The sequence below is a fragment of the Weissella sp. ESL1156 genome (genome assembly GCF_058505625.1).
On the sequence record NZ_CP196372.1, the window covers coordinates 1,685,790 to 1,702,891 of the forward strand.

Sequence of the window (17,102 nt, forward strand, 5' to 3'; positions counted from 1 at the left end):
ACTGTACAGTTAACTAGCATTTGTAGGATTATATACTATCCTGCAAATGCTTTTTTATACAAAAAAATGGAGGAATTATGGTTAATTATAGTTTTGCAAATAAATTTGTACCAATGGGGCTAACATTTCAAGATGTTGCATTACCAATTCATCAAACAGAAAATGCGCAAGAAAAAATAAATATGCAAACTATATTGACGCCAACGTTAAAATTAAATCGGCCAATTTTATCAGCAGCAATGGATACGGTTACTGAAGCACCTATGGCAATTGCGTTAGCTGAATTTGGCGGACTAGGCGTGATTCACAAGAACATGCTAATTGCAGATCAGGCTGCTGAGGTTAGACAAGTTAAAGCTGTCAAAGTTGACCCTAAAGCATCTCCGAATGCAGCAATGGATACACAGGGTCGTTTACTAGTTGCTGGGGCCGTTGGTGTGACTTCTAATACGCTGGAACGAGTTGCCGCATTAGTAGCAGCTGGCGCTGATGCGATTGTTCTAGATTCAGCACATGGTCATTCGGAAGGCGTCTTACGTAAAATTCGTGAAGTTCGCCAGGCTTTTTCAAATATTAATATTATAGCTGGTAATATTGCTACTAAAGCGGGTGCAATGGCATTATACGATGCTGGTGCTGATGTTGCTAAAGTTGGTATTGGACCAGGTTCGATTTGTACAACACGGGTCGTCGCTGGCGTTGGTGTACCACAGATTTCAGCGATTGTCGCAGCCCAAGAAGCGGCAAAGATATACCATAAAACGATTATTGCGGATGGTGGCATTAAGACGGCTTCAGATATGAGTAAAGCATTATTAGCTGGTGGTCATGCCATTATGCTAGGATCAGTATTAGCAGGTACTTTTGAAACGCCTGGTGAGATTATAACCACACCAGAAACTGGTTTACGATACAAGGCTTACCGAGGAATGGGATCAATTGCTGCGATGCAAAATGGGTCAAAAGATCGTTATTTTCAAGGTGAAGTTAATGAAGCTAATAAAATGGTTCCTGAAGGTATTGAAGGAAAGACAGCATACAAGGGCACGTTGTTAGATGTATTAGAACCATTGTTAGCAACGACAATGGTCGATTTAAAGCAGGCTGGTTTAACATCAGTCACACAGGCAGCTAATGAGGGTCAATTATTAGTTACCACAACAACCCCAGATTATGCGAATGTGCCACAGAATATACGGTTGATCATTAAAAAGGAGGAGTTGATATAATGCTCAGCAAACAAGGATTAGGACTCAATGAGGTATTATTAGTGCCCAGTGCATCAGATGTGTTACCAAATGAAATCGATATTCGTACGCAAGTCACACAGTATTTGCAACTATCAGTGCCAATTATTGGTGCCACTAATTTTACGACTGTTGATCATGCACTTGCCTTTGCGAAAGCAGGCACATTAGCAATTTTGCCAGAAACATTAGCAACACCGATCATTGTTGAAAAAATGAAGCAAATTGATACAACGTATCTAGTTGGTGTTTCAATCAACTTGTCTGCTAGTATGATAACTAGAGTTCATGAATTAGTAACTGCGGGCATAAATGTGTTGCAATTACCAACCACAACGCAACAGACATCATTACTGATGCGAAGTATTCATGATATAAAAAAGCAATTTCCGACATTACCAGTTTGGGTTGGACCGACGGATTCATTAAAAGATGCGCAAGATGCTTTAGAAGCAGGTGCTGACACGATTATTGTTGGCAACAATAATCATCCTTTAACCAACATTGTGACAACGGTCATGGCTTTTACAGCATTGGCAGCGAAATTTGATAAGAATGTTATTCTTGGATCAGGTGTTAAATATTCTGGAGATGTTGTCAAAGCATTAGCTGCGGGTGCAGTTGCTACGATGGTAGATGATCAAATGATGACCGGTGTTATCGCAGATAATATTTTCCAAATTAGTGGCAGCTTACGATCGGGTATGGGTTATACCGGATCGGGAGATGTTGCTACTTTACGACAACATGGTCAATTTGTCCAAATTACTGCAGCAGGATTAACAGAAAGTCATCCCCACGATGTTACCTTAATTCGGGATGCGCCTAACTATCATCATGTATAAATAATAAAATTATCCCTAATAAGAAAAGACCACACAAATTGATATCTGTGTGGTCTTTATAGTGGACAAGCAGGGGCTCGAACCCTGGACCCACGGATTAAGAGTCCGTTGCTCTACCAACTGAGCTACTTGTCCAAATAAATTGTTTTACAACAACAAGAGTAAATATACCACTGATAAAAATAGATTGCAATAAAAAAATAAAAAAGGCCAGTATAATAACATTGATTAAAGTGACAGTCTAAAAAATTGGCATTATATCGTTTTTTTAAATTTTTGATAAAATTTTATTTTGGTAAAATTCGCTTGCATGTTATAATATCAATCAGAGACCCACCATTGGGAGGACATAATAATGAGTAAAATATTGGTCGTAGATGACGAAAAACCGATCTCAGATATCATAAAATTTAATTTAACAAAAGAAGGTTATGACGTCGTTGTGGCAATGGATGGTCGTGAGGCTTTGGATTTGTTCGATAGTGAGGAACCAGATTTAGTTCTTCTTGATCAAATGTTACCCGAGGTTGAAGGAACTGAAGTGTTGCGTCAAATTCGGACGAAGTCTCAAACACCAGTCATTATGGTGACAGCAAAAGATTCAGAAATTGACAAAGTATTGGGCTTGGAAATGGGTGCCGATGATTATGTCACAAAACCATTTTCAAATCGTGAACTTTTGGCAAGAATTAAAGCAAACTTGCGGCGCCAAACCCCATCGTCTGGGCAAGGACAAGTCGATGATAGTGGTGATATTAAGATTGGTGCGTTAACTATTCATCCAGATGCTTACATGGTTTCAAAAAATGGTCAAGATATTGAATTAACTCATCGTGAATTTGAATTATTACACCATTTATCAAAACATATTGGTCAAGTCATGACACGTGATGATTTATTGCAAACTGTCTGGGGTTATGATTACTTTGGTGATGTTCGTACAGTCGACGTCACTGTTCGTCGTATCCGTGAAAAGATTGAAGAGACACCTAGTCATCCACAAATCTTAATGACACGTCGCGGTGTTGGCTATTATCTAAAAGTATCTGAAGAATAAAGAATTAAGTTGTAAAAGGCTAGTGCCTTGCCAAATGGCATGGCGCTGGCTTTTTTTGTTATTAGGAAAGGCAGTATCAGATTTATGAAAATCAGACGTAAATGGCGCCATTTTTTTTCATCTATTCACTTTAAAATTCCGCTAGTCTTTACGCTAACATTGATTGTTACTTTGGAATTAGTGGGTGCTTTTTTTGTGCGGCAACTAGAACGACAAAGTCTATCATCATTTCGTGATCAAATTTCCTTACCTGTTTATGTTGATGATTCTTTGACGCAGCAATTAGCAAGTAGTAGTCAAAAGAAAGTTAATCAAAATGTGCATACGATTTTGAACTCAACTAATAATGCGGCTATTTCTGAAATTCAGGTTTTTGATACAGCCGGGATTTTACGTGGTACCAATGATGTTAATAATCAGGACAAGGTTGGGCAAAAGACAACAGATGCAGATATTAAAGCAGCTATTGCTGGCAATAAATATACGAAGAATCCAATTATTACTCAAAATGGTACAAGGTATCAATTGGTGATTAAACCATTGGTCAATACGGTGAATGGCGAAAGTAATATTGTGGGAGTTGTGGTTGTTCGTGCCAGTCTGGAAACGGTTTATGATAATTTAACGAAGATATCATTTATTTATTTTGCTTCGTTAGTATTTGCTGTTGCTCTAGGTGTAATCATGGCGATATTTATTTCGCGTAGTATTACAAAGCCGATTGCTGAGATCAGTGAGCGAACAACTAAGATTGCTCAAGGAGATTATTCTGGCGGTATCGTTGTTCGAACGAATGATGAAATTGGAAAATTAGCACAAGATGTTAATGTTTTGGCGGAACGCATTGAGGAAACCACAAACTCAATGGATTTTGAACGTCGTCGTTTGGATTCTGTGCTTGAGCATATGTCGGATGGTGTTATTGCCACCGATAGACGAGGTAGTATTAATATCATTAATATTGCTGCCTTACGAATGACAGGATCTATAGATAGTCAAGATGCGGTGGGAAAGTCCATCTTAGATGTTTTACAAATTGCTGATCAATATAGTCTTCGTGATTTGTTAGATAATCATCATGAATTACTATTAGATTTTAGCACTGATGAACACCCATTAATGATTCGGGCTTACTTTAGTTTAATTGAGCGTGCATCAGGCTTTATTTCTGGATTAGTCATTGTTTTGCATGATGTTACTGAACAACAACGAATTGAACGTGAACGTCGTCAATTCGTTTCAAACGTATCACATGAGTTGCGCACGCCGCTAACATCTGTCAAATCATATGTTGATGCTCTACAAGATGGCGCGGTCGAAGATCCGGAAGTATCGCATAGTTTCTTAAAAGTTGCCCAGGATGAAACGACCCGTATGATCCACATGATTAATGATTTGTTAGAGTTATCACGGATGGATTCAGGTACAATGAAACTTGAAAATGAATTCACGAATATTGCGGATTTATTTAATTATATCCTGGACCGATTTGATATGATCATTGCGAATGACGATAAACCAGCTAAGTATTATTCCATTAAGCGGATTATCCCACAATTACAAATTTGGGTGGAAATTGATACATCGAAATTTACACAGGTGATTGACAATATTATGAATAATGCGATTAAATACTCCCCTGATGGTGGTGTGATTACGGCACGCTTAGTCGATCGTCAAACAGAAGTTGTCTTAAGTATTACTGATCAAGGATTAGGAATTCCAAAACGAGATATGAAACAAATTTTCGATCGTTTCTTCCGTGTTGATAAAGCGCGTTCAAGAGCGCAAGGTGGTACTGGCTTGGGATTAGCAATTTCCAAAGAAATTATTGAACGATTTGGAGGTCGTGTATGGGTTGAGTCAACTGAAGGTGAAGGTTCAACGTTCTCAATTGCATTACCTTATGAACCATATAACGAACTAGACGATGAATGGGACGATGGTGCTTGGGATGAAGAAGAATAAGCAATGGCGAATAAAAATCAGATACTTTAAGCAACAATATGGTCTCATTATTGCCCTAGTTATTGCTATTTTTATTAGTATCTTTTTATCAGTTCAATTATGGCAAAGTCCAACGCAATCAACACAAAACCAGCAATCTGACGAAACAAATCAAGAAAATGTTGCGGGTAAAGATTTAACGGATGTGTATAGTGTGTCACAAATTACTTATAATCATGGACAAAAAAAACTGAGTGTGATTGATTATCGAACTTTAGCGTCTAAAATGATTAATCGTGTGCAAACATGGAGTTTAAGTAGTAAGGGCAGTCAAGTTGTCAAAAAGCAGGCTTATATTAATAAGTTAGCACGGGATAATGTTGTTGTGATGAGTTTTCCAGATTCAGTTTCTGGCAGCATCGTCAAAAAAATCTTTGGTAAACAAATCAAGTTACCAAATAATGCCATGATCAATCACGTGCAATTACCACGAAATAAGGGTAATAGAATTGCCTTTTATGACGATCGTCATCGCAAGATTTATACTTTTCAAGCAACAAATATGCCACAAAAAATTCAGACACGCCCCAATAATAAAAAAGTTGTCACTGTTGAATATGAATGGCTGGGTAAGAGCGTCATGGCAGCGACAACAGAGTCAACCACGTTTCAAAGTTATAGTTATCTGTTAGATGTTGATAGTACGATTTCTCGTTTAACCAAGTTATTTCCAGATAGCGGCACAAGAGAAGTCAATCATAGTCAAGAAATTTTGACTTATACAAATGATAATAATCGACGGATGCAACACAATGTGACGACAGGGGTGATTAACTATGATGCATATGGGATCCATCACAATGTTGATACATTTAACCAGCGTCAATATCAAAGCTATCGTTGGCTAACTACTTTACATCAATTGTCAGATAATTTATATTATTTTGAACAGCAAAATCGTGGTCAAACATTGACATATCGCTTATTTGTGAATGGATTACCGATATTTAATCAATCGACTGATGGCACCGTTCAGGTGAAACAATTACCTAATCAGCATGAAGAAATTGTGATGTCGCAATATTCATTACGAGTGCCATTACCAACAGATCAAAAGAATAAAGTGATACTGGCACCAATGACAGATGCGATGGCAAAATTAGAAAGTGTTGGTGTATCAAAAGATGATATTGAGCAGATGTCAATTGGCTATCGTTGGCAACTGAATACAGATAACCAAATTGTGACGTTGCAACCAGAATGGTATTTTGAACAAGGACATGTTTGGCAATCGGTTAATGATCAAGTTAACAATGAGGAGAGGGGGCATTAGATGGATTTTCGTAAAGTCTTAGCAGCCTTCTTAGCAGTTTTTGTTGCTTTAGATATCTTTTTGGGTATTCAATGGGTACGAGAATACCCATTTAGTGATAATCGGCCAACAGATGAACAAATATTAGATGAAATGAGTGATGATGGCATTGTGTATAAAAATTTATCACAAAATCATCAGATTGGTTCATATCTTGCTGGGAAAAGCGGTAAGCAAATGTTGATGAAGCATGTACAGCAACTTCGTCCACGTTGGCAAACCTCATTTTCAAATAATCAGTTAAAAGTTGTTGCACAAACGCCAATAGCATTAGGAATGGATACCGTCAGCGATGTTCAGGCTCTTAATCAGTTGATCAAAAAGCGTGATCAAGTGATTGCAGGGACACATTATCAGTACAGTAAAAAAATGACGCAAATCGTTCAGTCTGAAAATAAGCAAGCGGCAAACGTCTATGTTTATGTACAAAAGATACCAACAGATAGACACCAATTTTTGGCAGATCGTGCGCAAATCGTTTTTGAAGTAGATCATCATCATCGGCTGAAAAGTTATAGTCAACAATATGTTAATCAAACGCAGTTTTTAAGAGATGATATGCAATTAATTTCTGAAAAACAAGCGTTGATTAGTTTATATCAATATAATGAATTGCCTAATAATAGTACAGTTAAACTGTCAATGATGGGTTATACGACATTAACCACGGTTAAAAATGATATTATCTTTGTGCCGGTATGGCAATTTTTGATTGAAAATAGTAGTAAAACAACGGAAGTTGTCTCAGTTAATGCAATTAATGGTTCAATTATGAAATAGACCTTCTATCACGTGTTAAAATATAATTTGTGGTGGAATAATAATGAAAAGACGTTGGCGTAAATAAGCACGTCCTTAGTAAGAGGCACAAAGTTTGCCACCATAATGGTGTGAATTTTGTGCCTTAAGTGTATATAACAAGATGTCATTGATAGCATCATAAAATTAAGGATATGGTGAAAAAATTTAATGATTATTAGGATAGATTTTTAAATGTTAGTAAGGAGTTAAGAATGGCAAATGATTTTAAGGTGTCAATGTTAGCATCTGGTAGTAAAGGTAATGTTACGTTTATTGAAACGCCTCAACATAATGTGTTGGTTGACGCTGGTTTGTCAGGAAAGAAAATTGCAAATTTAATGTCGCAAATTGGTCGCTCACTAAATGATGTTGATGCGTTATTTGTGACTCACGAACACAGTGATCATATTGCTGGTGTTGGGGTGTTAGCCCGTAAATATGGGATGGATATTTATGCTAATAAAAAAACGTGGGATGCAATGGCGAATAAAATTGGTCATATTGATTCTGAACAAAAGCAATTATTTGAACCGGGTCAAACAAAACTAATGGGGGACCTTGATATTGAAAGTTTCAGTGTATCACATGATGCAGTAGATCCCCAGTTTTACGCTTTTCATCATGACAATAAAACTTTTGCCATGTTAACGGACACAGGGTATGTTAATGATCGTATTATTGGATCAATTAAAAACGCAGATGCTATTTTGATGGAAGCAAATCACGATTATGAAATGTTAAGGATGGGTAGTTATGCATGGTCGTTAAAACAGCGTATTTTAAGTGATCAAGGTCATCTATCAAACGAAGATAGTGCAATGGCATTAACACAATTATTAGGTAATCGAACGAAACATGTCTATCTTGGTCATTTAAGTCAAGAAAACAATCAAAAGCCATTAGCACATATCACAGTACAATCAGTATTAGAAGAAAATGATTTTGGTGTTGATCATGATTTCCAATTGTTAGATACAGATCCAGCAATTGCAACACGCTTAATACAAATCTGAAAAACCTTGATACATATTAAGGTTAAGGCGATTTAAAGGGTGTTAGCTTAAAGTAATATTTATATAGGCTGATAAAATTAATGGTAAAACATAAGATACGGGGCATGAATATGAAATTATCATCAGGAACAAAAATTGTGGTAATGAGTGTCGTCGCTGGACTAGTCGGTGGGGGTGTGGCTGCTGGTGGGGTGACTTATTTTTCACATCAAAATCAATCTACAACTAAAGTAACGACAGGTAAAACAGTACCTGTTAAGGTCAACAGTAGTAATGTTAAGGGGACGTCAAGCGCAACAAAAGCATTTAAAACGGTTTCGGGAGCCGTTGTGTCGGTCATTAACTTACAAAAACAACAATCGTTACAATCCGGTACATATGGGAGTAGCACGACGGATAATGATTCGACAGCAAGCAGTGATTCTTCCGGTTTAGCAACTGCTTCAGAAGGTTCAGGTGTTATTTATAAAAAGACTGATAACACAGCGTATATTGTCACAAATAATCATGTTGTCGCAGATTCTAATGCTATTCAAGTACTATTAAGTGATGGCACCAAACTAACAGCAAAATTGGTTGGAACAGATGAGCAAACTGACTTAGCTGTTTTGAAAGTTTCAGCAAGTAAAGTAACGGAAATTGCTGATTTTGCGGATTCGTCTAAAACTGAAGCGGGTCAATCAGTCCTAGCAATTGGATCACCGTTAGGTTCAGATTATGCAACGTCAGTGACAGAGGGAATTATTTCTGCCACGAAACGTCAAGTGGATGCAACTGATGAAAGTGGTAACTCCCTTGGTAAAGCGACTGTATTGCAAACAGATGCAGCAATTAATCCAGGTAATTCTGGTGGACCATTAGTTAACTTGGCAGGACAAGTTGTTGGTATTAATTCCATGAAATTAGCTTCATCTGAAGATGGTACGTCAGTTGAAGGTATGGGTTTTGCGATTCCTTCTAACACAGTTGTTAGCATCATTAACGAACTAGAAAAGAATGGAAAAATCGAACGACCAGCACTCGGTGTTTCAATGGTAGATTTAAGTAATGTTTCGGCCAGTGACCAGAGTGATGTCTTAAATTTGCCATCTCGTGTTTCTGGTGGTGTGGTGGTGATTAATACGGAAGATGACTCACCAGCAGCCAATGCTGGTTTGAAGAAGTATGATGTCATTACAAAAATTGATAGTACGACGGTCACTGATTCAGGTGAATTGCGAGATGCATTGTATAAGCATAAAATTGGTGATGCAGTAAAATTGACTTATTATAGAAATGGTAAAGAATCGACAACTACCGTTAAACTTAATAAATCAACTAGTTCATTAAGTAGCGAACAATAAAGTGAATAAATTAGAAATAAAATGTGAGAAAGGTGTGAATAAATTCAAACCTTCTTTGCTTTTTGTAAACAAATTGAAATATTTTTGAAACCTTTACGAAAAGTTCATTGTTTATATTGTGTATATCCGCTTTTGTTAGTGGAATTCATTACTCCCCAAAGTATATGAAAAATTACATAGTTCCCCAAACTATGTATCCCCCCTTCGCTGGTTGCGATAGTAGCCGGCGGCGGACCATCGTTGCGTTCCCCCTCTTGCACGGTGGTCTTTTTTTATTGAAAAAAGTCGTTTACAAAAGACGGTTTGACTGTATTGTCAACTTTTTTGTAAACGACTTTTATTTTTATGATTTTGGTATAACGACTAAGGCTAGTTGATAACGGCCAACGTCAACGTGGTTATTTTGTAAGGTATAACTAACTGTTAATTTACCATAGGGGTGTTGGGGCGATATATCACTGAATAATTCATCAGTTTGTACAGTAATTGGGATGTTACCTTGTGGTGTGACATAATGTGTTTGAAAAAATTGTCCCAACATAAAATGTAATTGCACATCAGTAAAGTAATTGTGACGATGCAATAAGATATCATTCGTCGTTGTTATTTTAAATGTTACTGGCGTATCATTAACGTCTTGTTGATGTTCAGTGTATCGGATATAGAGGGCGTTATCTGTTAACGTCAATGTTGCCTCTTCTTCAAATTGAAATTGTTCAATATCATCAGCTTGTTTAATCTGAGTTGTTAACGAAATACGGGTTGACCATGATTTTCTCATAGGTTGCATATAAAACTCCTTGAAATATGATTGTTTCAGTCCATTATACAGGGTTCAATAGGGTATAATGTAATAAATATACGGCATATTCGACAGAATTAGAAAGGAAATCATGACGCAATTTATTAAAACAGGTTCAGAAAAGGTTTTTCGGGATCCCGTACTTAATTCAATACGGGTAAAAGATCAAGTCATTCTTGATTTAATTGGGACGTCTGAATTTCAACGTCTGCGCCGAATAAAACAATTAGGTGTTGCTAGTGCTGTTTTCCATGGTGCTGAGCATTCACGCTTTTCACATTCATTAGGTGTTTACGAAATTGCTCGCCGTTTTGCAAATCATTTAGAACAATTTTATCCTTCGCAAAAAGCTGGGGATGGATTATGGGATGTTAACGAACGGCTTGTTTTGTTGTGTGCGGCATTGCTACACGATGTTGGTCACGGACCATATTCACATACTTTTGAGCATATTTTTAACACAGATCATGAAGTTTACACACAAAATATTATCTTATCAGCAGACACTGAAGTGCACCAGGTATTGGCAAAAATTGCACCCGATTTTCCACAAAAAGTTGCCAGTGTCATTGCTAAAACGTACCCTAATCCACAAGTGGTTCAGTTAATTTCTAGTCAAATTGATGCAGATCGAATGGATTATCTATTACGTGATGCCTATTATTCTGGTGCAACATACGGTCAATTTGACTTATCTCGTATCATTCATGTGATGCGCCCATATTCAGGCGGGATTGCTTTTGATGAAAAGGGCTCTTATGCTATCGAAGATTACGTTGTGTCGCGTTATCAGATGTATGTCCAGGTTTATTTTCATCCGGTATCACGTTCGTTTGAAGTACTCTTACAGCATTTACTTGAACGAGCAAAATTTGTATATGATGAAAGCCAAACGGATTCGCGAGTGGATGGCACGTTTATTTCTAAGACACTCCAGCCACTTTTTGCGGGTAATTTAGATTTACAGCAATATTTGATGTTAGATGATTCGTTAATGTTGGCTAATATCAATTCATGGCGCTACGCTGAAGATGCTATTTTAGCTGATTTAGCCACACGCTTTATTAATCGTAAACCACTAAAATCAATTGTCATTACGGATGAAACGCGTCAATTGTTACCAATTATTAAGGGATTGATCGATTCTGCCGGGTTTGATACACGCTATTATACGGCTGAAAATGATAGTTTTGATTTACCATATGATGCGTACAATCCAAAAGATAAAAAGCCACGAACGCAAATTGAAATTATGCAGTTGGATGGTTCGTTAACAGAATTATCAACGCAAAGTCCACTTGTTGAAGCAATGACTGGACGGATTTTTGGGAATGCGCGTTTCTTTTTCCCGCGTGAAATGTTAGCAGAACATGCAGTAGGTGATATTATGGCACCGATTTATAATGACTTTCAGCGATATGTGCACAATGAAACGTTAATTAATCCGGCAAAGACAGATGGTGAATAGGGAGTGTTTTTAAATTATGGCAATTAAGTTAGTGACAATCGATATTGACGATACTTTGGTGAATTCAGCAAAACAAATTACACCACGAGTAAAAAAAGCATTGCAAGAAGCAAAGGCTAAGGGTGTTAAAGTTGTTTTAGCAACTGGTCGTCCACTGTCTGGCGTTCAAATTTATCTCAGTGAGTTGGGTTTAGCAAATCAAACCGATCAATTTGCAGTGACATACAATGGCAGTGTTGTGCAAACAACGGCTGGTCAACAATTAGGCGGACATGAATTAACGTTAGCTGACTATAAAAAATTTAAAGCGATTGCCGATGAGCATCAAGCTTATATACAAATAGAATCACTTAGTTATGCCATTACTGCTAACACAATGGTTAATCGACATGCAAATGGTGAGAATAACATGGTTCGTATGCCCCTAAAGTTTCAGCCAGTTGCGACAATGACGGAAGATGAACACTATGTAAAATTTATGTTTATCGATGAAGCTGACAAAATTAATGAAATTGTTGAAAATATACCACAAGCGTTAAAAGACACTTATTATATTGTTAAATCGACACCTAATTTCTTGGAAGTCATGCATAAAAATTCTACAAAAGGTGCAGGTTTGCAATTATTAGCTGATAGATTAGGCATTGCGATGTCAGAAACAATGGCTTTGGGTGACCAGCATAATGATATAACGATGTTACAAGCTGCTGGTCTGGGTGTCGCAATGGCAAATGCCGTCCCAGAGGTAAAAGCAATTGCGGATACCATCACGACATCGCAAAATGAAGATGGTGTGGGGGTTGCTGTTGAAAAGTGGGTTTTGAACAAGCATGTGCCTGAATTAGAAAATTAAATTGGAAAATATTTGCCGAAATGACAAAAATATTGTAATATTAGACATTGAGTAAGACCGCGAAAGGACGTGTAGTGATTTGGCATTAACACAATTTGACGGCCAAAATAAGGATGAGCTTTCAATGATTGAAGTTGCTCGTGCAATTTTGTCTGACCGTCATGAAACAATGGGATTTAATGACTTGTTGAATGAAGTACAAGCATTTACCGGTAAGTCGGATGAAGAGATTCGTGCGCGCTTATCACAATTTTATACTGATTTGAATATTGACGGTTCATTCATTTCATTGGGTGATACAATGTGGGGCTTACGTTCATGGTACCCAATTGACTCAATTGATGAAGCTGTTCACTTGGATCTAGAAGAAGAAGTTGAAGGCAAGCCAAAGAAGAAGAAACGCAAGAAGATCAATGCCTTCTTGGCTGATGCTGATGACGACGATGATGTCATTGACTATAATGACGACGATCCTGAAGATGATGACTTTGATGTGGATACAGCTGATGCTGATGATGATACAGCTGATGATGACGATGATGACGACGATGATACTAGTGCTGATGATGATTTTGAGCACGATGAAGTATCAGGTGGTCTCGGTGACGAAATCAGTGGTATTAAGACAGATGTTGATGATGATTATGGTTCAGGTGATATTGAACACTAATTGTTGTTGGTTCGATAACTGAAAATTGTCAAACAATTTTATTTGATTATTAATTGACACTTTTGGGATTTTCGTGTATTATTAAATTCCGGGCTCTTGTATTTACTTACAAGGCGTAATCAAAGTTGATTAATGCTCCCAACGCTACCTAAGCATTGGGGGCTTTTTTATTTTTTATTGGCATCGACATAGAACTCGGAGGATATATTTATATGACAGCTAAATACATCTTTGTTACTGGTGGTGTAGTTTCATCATTAGGTAAAGGTATTGTTGCAGCTTCACTAGGACGTTTATTAAAAAATCGTGGTTTTAAAATTGCGGTACAAAAGTTTGACCCATACATCAATATTGATCCAGGAACCATGTCACCCTATCAACATGGGGAAACATTCGTGACAGAAGATGGCTTGGAAACGGATTTGGATTTAGGTCATTATGAACGTTTTATTGATATTAATTTAAATAAATATTCAAACGTTACTTCTGGTCGTGTTTATTCAGAAGTTTTAGCAAAAGAGCGTCGCGGTGATTATGATGGGGCAACCGTTCAAGTGATTCCACATATTACGAATGCTTTGAAAGAAAAAATGATGCGTGCAGCTGAAACTACTGATGCTGATATTGTGATCACTGAAGTTGGTGGGACAGTTGGTGATATTGAATCACTACCATTCATCGAAGCTTTGCGTCAAATGAAACGTGAAGTTGGTCCTGAAAATGTGGCATACATTCATACGTCATTGATTCCTTATTTGCGTGCAGCTGGTGAAATGAAAACAAAGCCAACACAACATTCTGTAGCAGAATTGCGTTCATTAGGAATTCAACCTGATATGTTGGTCGTTCGTACGGAACAGCATATCACTCAGAGTATGCGTGATAAATTAGCTTTATTCACTGATGTGGCACCTGAAGCTGTTATTGAGTCACTGGATGTTGATATTTTGTATGAGGTTGTCCTTAACATGCAAAAGCAAGGGATGGATGATGTTATCCTAAAGCGTTTGGGACTGTCAGCACCAGCTGCTGATTTAACGAGTTGGCGTGCAATGATTGATAGCATTCGTCACTTGAAGAAGTCAATTAAAATCACATTGATTGGTAAGTACGCTGATTTGCAAGATGCTTATATTTCTGTTAATGAAGCCTTACGTGCTGGTGGGTATGCCATTGACACAGATGTTGAGATCAATGCTGTTAATTCTGAAAAGGTGACTGTAGAAAATGTGGCAGATATTTTAGCTGATGCTGATGGTGTGATAGTGCCAGGTGGTTTTGGACCACGTGGTACAGAAGGCAAGATTGTAGCAATTCAATATGCACGTGAAAATAATTTGCCATTCTTAGGTGTTTGTTTAGGTATGCAATTGGCCACGGTAGAATTTGCACGCCATGTTCTAGGGCATGCAAATGCTAATTCAATTGAATTAGATTCAGAAACAGATACGCCAATCATTGCGTTGATGAATGATCAAAAAGAAATTACCAATCGTGGTGGGACTATGCGATTAGGACTATATCCAGCCATGTTAAAAGAAGGCAGTCTAACTAAAAAACTCTATGGTGCTCAATCAGAGATTGAAGCTCGTCATCGTCATCGTTATGAATTTAATACGGCTTATCGTCAAGAGTTCGAAGACGCTGGTATGGTATTTGCTGGTACATCACCTGACCAAAGTTTGATGGAAATTATTGAATTACCGGCAAATGATTTCTTTGTTGCTGCACAATATCATCCAGAGTTTATGTCACGTCCAAATCATGCAGAACCTTTGTATGCTGGGTTTGTCAAAGCGGCATTAGCACATAAAGAAAAAATAATTTGATAATTTAAAGAAAAAAATGATTGATAATTTTTGTTATCAATCATTTTTTTAGGTTATTATAGTATTCGATTGTTATAATGGTTGAAACGGTTATTTTTAAGTTTTTAGTAATTTTATGCTATTTTTTAGTGAAATTTTAAGTGGGAAAGAAAAACTAACGACATCTTATTGTCATTTAAATGTAACTAATGTAAACTTGTTTAAGTATATTATATTTTGAATATACGTAACCATTTTCATTTGGCGATAGTCGAATGAGGGATAACAAAAAATTTTGAATGAATGGACCTTAATTAAGGATGATAGAGTAAAGACTCTAAAAGGATTGATAAAAATGAAGAAGTTGGTAATCCATGGTGGACGACGGCTCAGTGGTGAAGTAACCATTGGTGGTGCAAAAAACTCTACCGTAGCTTTAATTCCAGCAGCAATTTTAGCTGAAACACCTGTAAAATTTGATAGCGTACCTGATATTTTGGATGTTTATAATTTGCAAGCCATTTTAAGCTCAATGAATGTTACTTCAACATTTGAAGGTGGTGAGCTCATGATTGACCCAACCAAGATTGTTGAGTCAGAGTTACCATCAACAGCAATTAAATCATTACGTGCATCATACTACTTTATGGGTTCATTGCTTGGTCGATTTGGACGAGCAACAGTCACTTTCCCAGGTGGAGATAACATTGGTCCAAGACCAATTGATCAACATATTAAAGGGTTTGAGGCATTAGGCGCAACAGTACATGAAGAAAATGATACTGTTTATATTAATGCTGAGCATGGTTTAAAAGCAGCTCGAATATTCTTGGATGTGGTATCAGTTGGTGCCACGATGAATATTATTATGGCAGCTGTTCATGCAGAAGGCACAACCATTTTGGAAAACGCTGCCCGTGAGCCTGAAATTATTGACTTGGCGACATTCTTGAATAATATGGGAGCTCAAATTCGCGGTGCTGGTACAGATGTCATCAGAATTACTGGTGTTGATAAATTAGTCTCTAAAAATACACACACGATTATTCCAGATCGTATTGAAGCTGGTACATATTTGGCACTGGCAGCTGCGCAGGGGGATGGTATCTTAATTAAGAATGTCATCCCAGAGCATTTGGAATCATTTACGGCAAAGTTATTAGAAATGGGCGTGCAATTAGATGTGCGTGAAGACAGTATTTATGTACCAAAGTCTGTCAACTTGCAACCTATTCAAATTAAAACAGCACCTTTTCCTGGATTTGCAACTGATTTACAGCAACCAATTACGCCATTATTGACGTTAGCAGAAGGGACTAGTTTAATTTATGAAACAATTTATCCGGAAAGAACACGTCACATACCAGAGCTACAAAAACTGGGAGTAAATGTGTCTAATGCGGCGTACGGGCAAATTGCCGTAACGAAGTGTCAGCACTTTCATGGTGCACGCGTTTCTGCTGCAGAAATACGTGCGGGAGCATCTTTGGTCACGGCTGGCTTAATGGCTGATGGTGTCACGGAAGTTTTGAATGCAGAGCATGTTTTGCGTGGTTATGATCATATTATCCATAAGTTAACGATGTTGAATGCTGATATTGAGATTTCTGAAGAATAATGCGTCAAATTAGATAAACAATAAAATGTCTGAGCAAAAATTGGTGGTTCGTATTCGTACAATGAAAGCGCAGACATTTTTTCTTTTGCTGCTTTTAAAATAATTACAAAGAAAAAAGAAGCCATAATGGTTGCTAATTCATGATTATCAGGATAAACTAGATAAGTTACGAAAATAAAGGACGATTACTAAAATCAAACGTAGTATGGACGCCGGATTGTGTCTAGTTTGTTTTTATGTTGATAAGTTCACGATATT

Annotated in this window: 14 protein-coding genes and 1 tRNA gene; 13 read left to right on the forward strand and 2 right to left on the reverse strand. The window is 37.3% G+C overall.

Annotated elements, in window-relative coordinates; translation table 11 throughout:
- Positions 1-77 precede the first annotated feature (77 nt).
- A complete protein-coding gene (gene guaB, locus ACSKY2_RS08575; RefSeq protein ID WP_489877462.1) occupies positions 78-1,229 on the forward strand; it encodes an IMP dehydrogenase in 1,152 nt (383 codons plus the stop codon).
- Complete coding sequence (locus ACSKY2_RS08580; RefSeq protein ID WP_489877463.1) at positions 1,229-2,092, forward strand: IMP dehydrogenase; 864 nt, start codon at positions 1,229-1,231, stop codon at positions 2,090-2,092. The genes guaB and ACSKY2_RS08580 overlap by 1 nt, the downstream gene beginning before the upstream one ends.
- Before the next feature lie 62 nt (positions 2,093-2,154).
- On the opposite strand, the gene ACSKY2_RS08585 is transcribed toward ACSKY2_RS08580, so the two are convergent.
- Positions 2,155-2,227 (reverse strand) — tRNA-Lys (locus ACSKY2_RS08585).
- Positions 2,228-2,447: 220 nt separating this feature from the next.
- Here ACSKY2_RS08585 and yycF point away from each other — a divergent pair.
- The 6 genes from yycF to ACSKY2_RS08615 all read left to right on the forward strand — a co-directional run bounded on the left by yycF (position 2,448) and on the right by ACSKY2_RS08615 (position 9,625).
- Positions 2,448-3,149, forward strand: a complete 702-nt coding sequence (yycF, locus tag ACSKY2_RS08590) for a response regulator YycF (protein ID WP_489840156.1) — start codon at positions 2,448-2,450, stop codon at positions 3,147-3,149.
- An 84-nt stretch (positions 3,150-3,233) separates the two neighbouring features.
- On the forward strand, positions 3,234-5,117 hold the full coding sequence (walK, locus tag ACSKY2_RS08595) for a cell wall metabolism sensor histidine kinase WalK (RefSeq protein WP_489877464.1): 1,884 nt from the start codon (positions 3,234-3,236) through the stop codon (positions 5,115-5,117).
- Positions 5,104-6,429: a two-component system activity regulator YycH gene (gene yycH, locus ACSKY2_RS08600; protein ID WP_489877465.1), complete on the forward strand. Its 1,326-nt coding sequence runs from the start codon at positions 5,104-5,106 to the stop codon at positions 6,427-6,429. The genes walK and yycH overlap by 14 nt, the downstream gene beginning before the upstream one ends.
- Positions 6,430-7,248, forward strand: coding sequence for a two-component system regulatory protein YycI (yycI, locus tag ACSKY2_RS08605; protein ID WP_489877466.1), 819 nt, complete (start codon positions 6,430-6,432; stop codon positions 7,246-7,248).
- A gap of 233 nt (positions 7,249-7,481) precedes the next feature.
- Positions 7,482-8,282 (forward strand): MBL fold metallo-hydrolase, encoded by an 801-nt coding sequence (locus tag ACSKY2_RS08610; RefSeq protein ID WP_489840152.1) that lies wholly within the window; start codon positions 7,482-7,484, stop codon positions 8,280-8,282.
- Between the two features lie 110 nt (positions 8,283-8,392).
- Positions 8,393-9,625 (forward strand): S1C family serine protease, encoded by a 1,233-nt coding sequence (locus ACSKY2_RS08615; protein ID WP_489877467.1) that lies wholly within the window; start codon positions 8,393-8,395, stop codon positions 9,623-9,625.
- A 343-nt stretch (positions 9,626-9,968) separates the two neighbouring features.
- Here ACSKY2_RS08615 and ACSKY2_RS08620 read toward each other — a convergent pair whose 3' ends face one another.
- Positions 9,969-10,415, reverse strand: a complete 447-nt coding sequence (locus ACSKY2_RS08620) for a YwiB family protein (protein WP_489877468.1) — start codon at positions 10,413-10,415, stop codon at positions 9,969-9,971.
- A gap of 103 nt (positions 10,416-10,518) precedes the next feature.
- On the opposite strand from ACSKY2_RS08620, the gene ACSKY2_RS08625 reads away from it, so the two are divergent.
- The 5 genes from ACSKY2_RS08625 (at position 10,519) to murA (ending at position 16,844) form a co-directional block, all read left to right on the forward strand.
- Entirely contained in the window at positions 10,519-11,895 is a 1,377-nt protein-coding gene (locus ACSKY2_RS08625; RefSeq protein WP_489840149.1) for an HD domain-containing protein, read from the forward strand.
- A 16-nt stretch (positions 11,896-11,911) separates the two neighbouring features.
- The gene (locus tag ACSKY2_RS08630) at positions 11,912-12,748 is read left to right on the forward strand and encodes a Cof-type HAD-IIB family hydrolase (RefSeq protein ID WP_489877469.1); all 837 of its coding nucleotides are present in this window, start codon (positions 11,912-11,914) and stop codon (positions 12,746-12,748) included.
- Between the two features lie 79 nt (positions 12,749-12,827).
- The gene (rpoE, locus tag ACSKY2_RS08635) at positions 12,828-13,418 is read left to right on the forward strand and encodes a DNA-directed RNA polymerase subunit delta (RefSeq protein WP_489877470.1); all 591 of its coding nucleotides are present in this window, start codon (positions 12,828-12,830) and stop codon (positions 13,416-13,418) included.
- 212 nt (positions 13,419-13,630) lie between these two features.
- Positions 13,631-15,247 (forward strand): CTP synthase, encoded by a 1,617-nt coding sequence (gene pyrG / locus ACSKY2_RS08640; RefSeq protein WP_489877471.1) that lies wholly within the window; start codon positions 13,631-13,633, stop codon positions 15,245-15,247.
- A gap of 334 nt (positions 15,248-15,581) precedes the next feature.
- Positions 15,582-16,844: a UDP-N-acetylglucosamine 1-carboxyvinyltransferase gene (gene murA, locus ACSKY2_RS08645; RefSeq protein WP_489840145.1), complete on the forward strand. Its 1,263-nt coding sequence runs from the start codon at positions 15,582-15,584 to the stop codon at positions 16,842-16,844.
- Positions 16,845-17,102 lie beyond the last annotated feature (258 nt).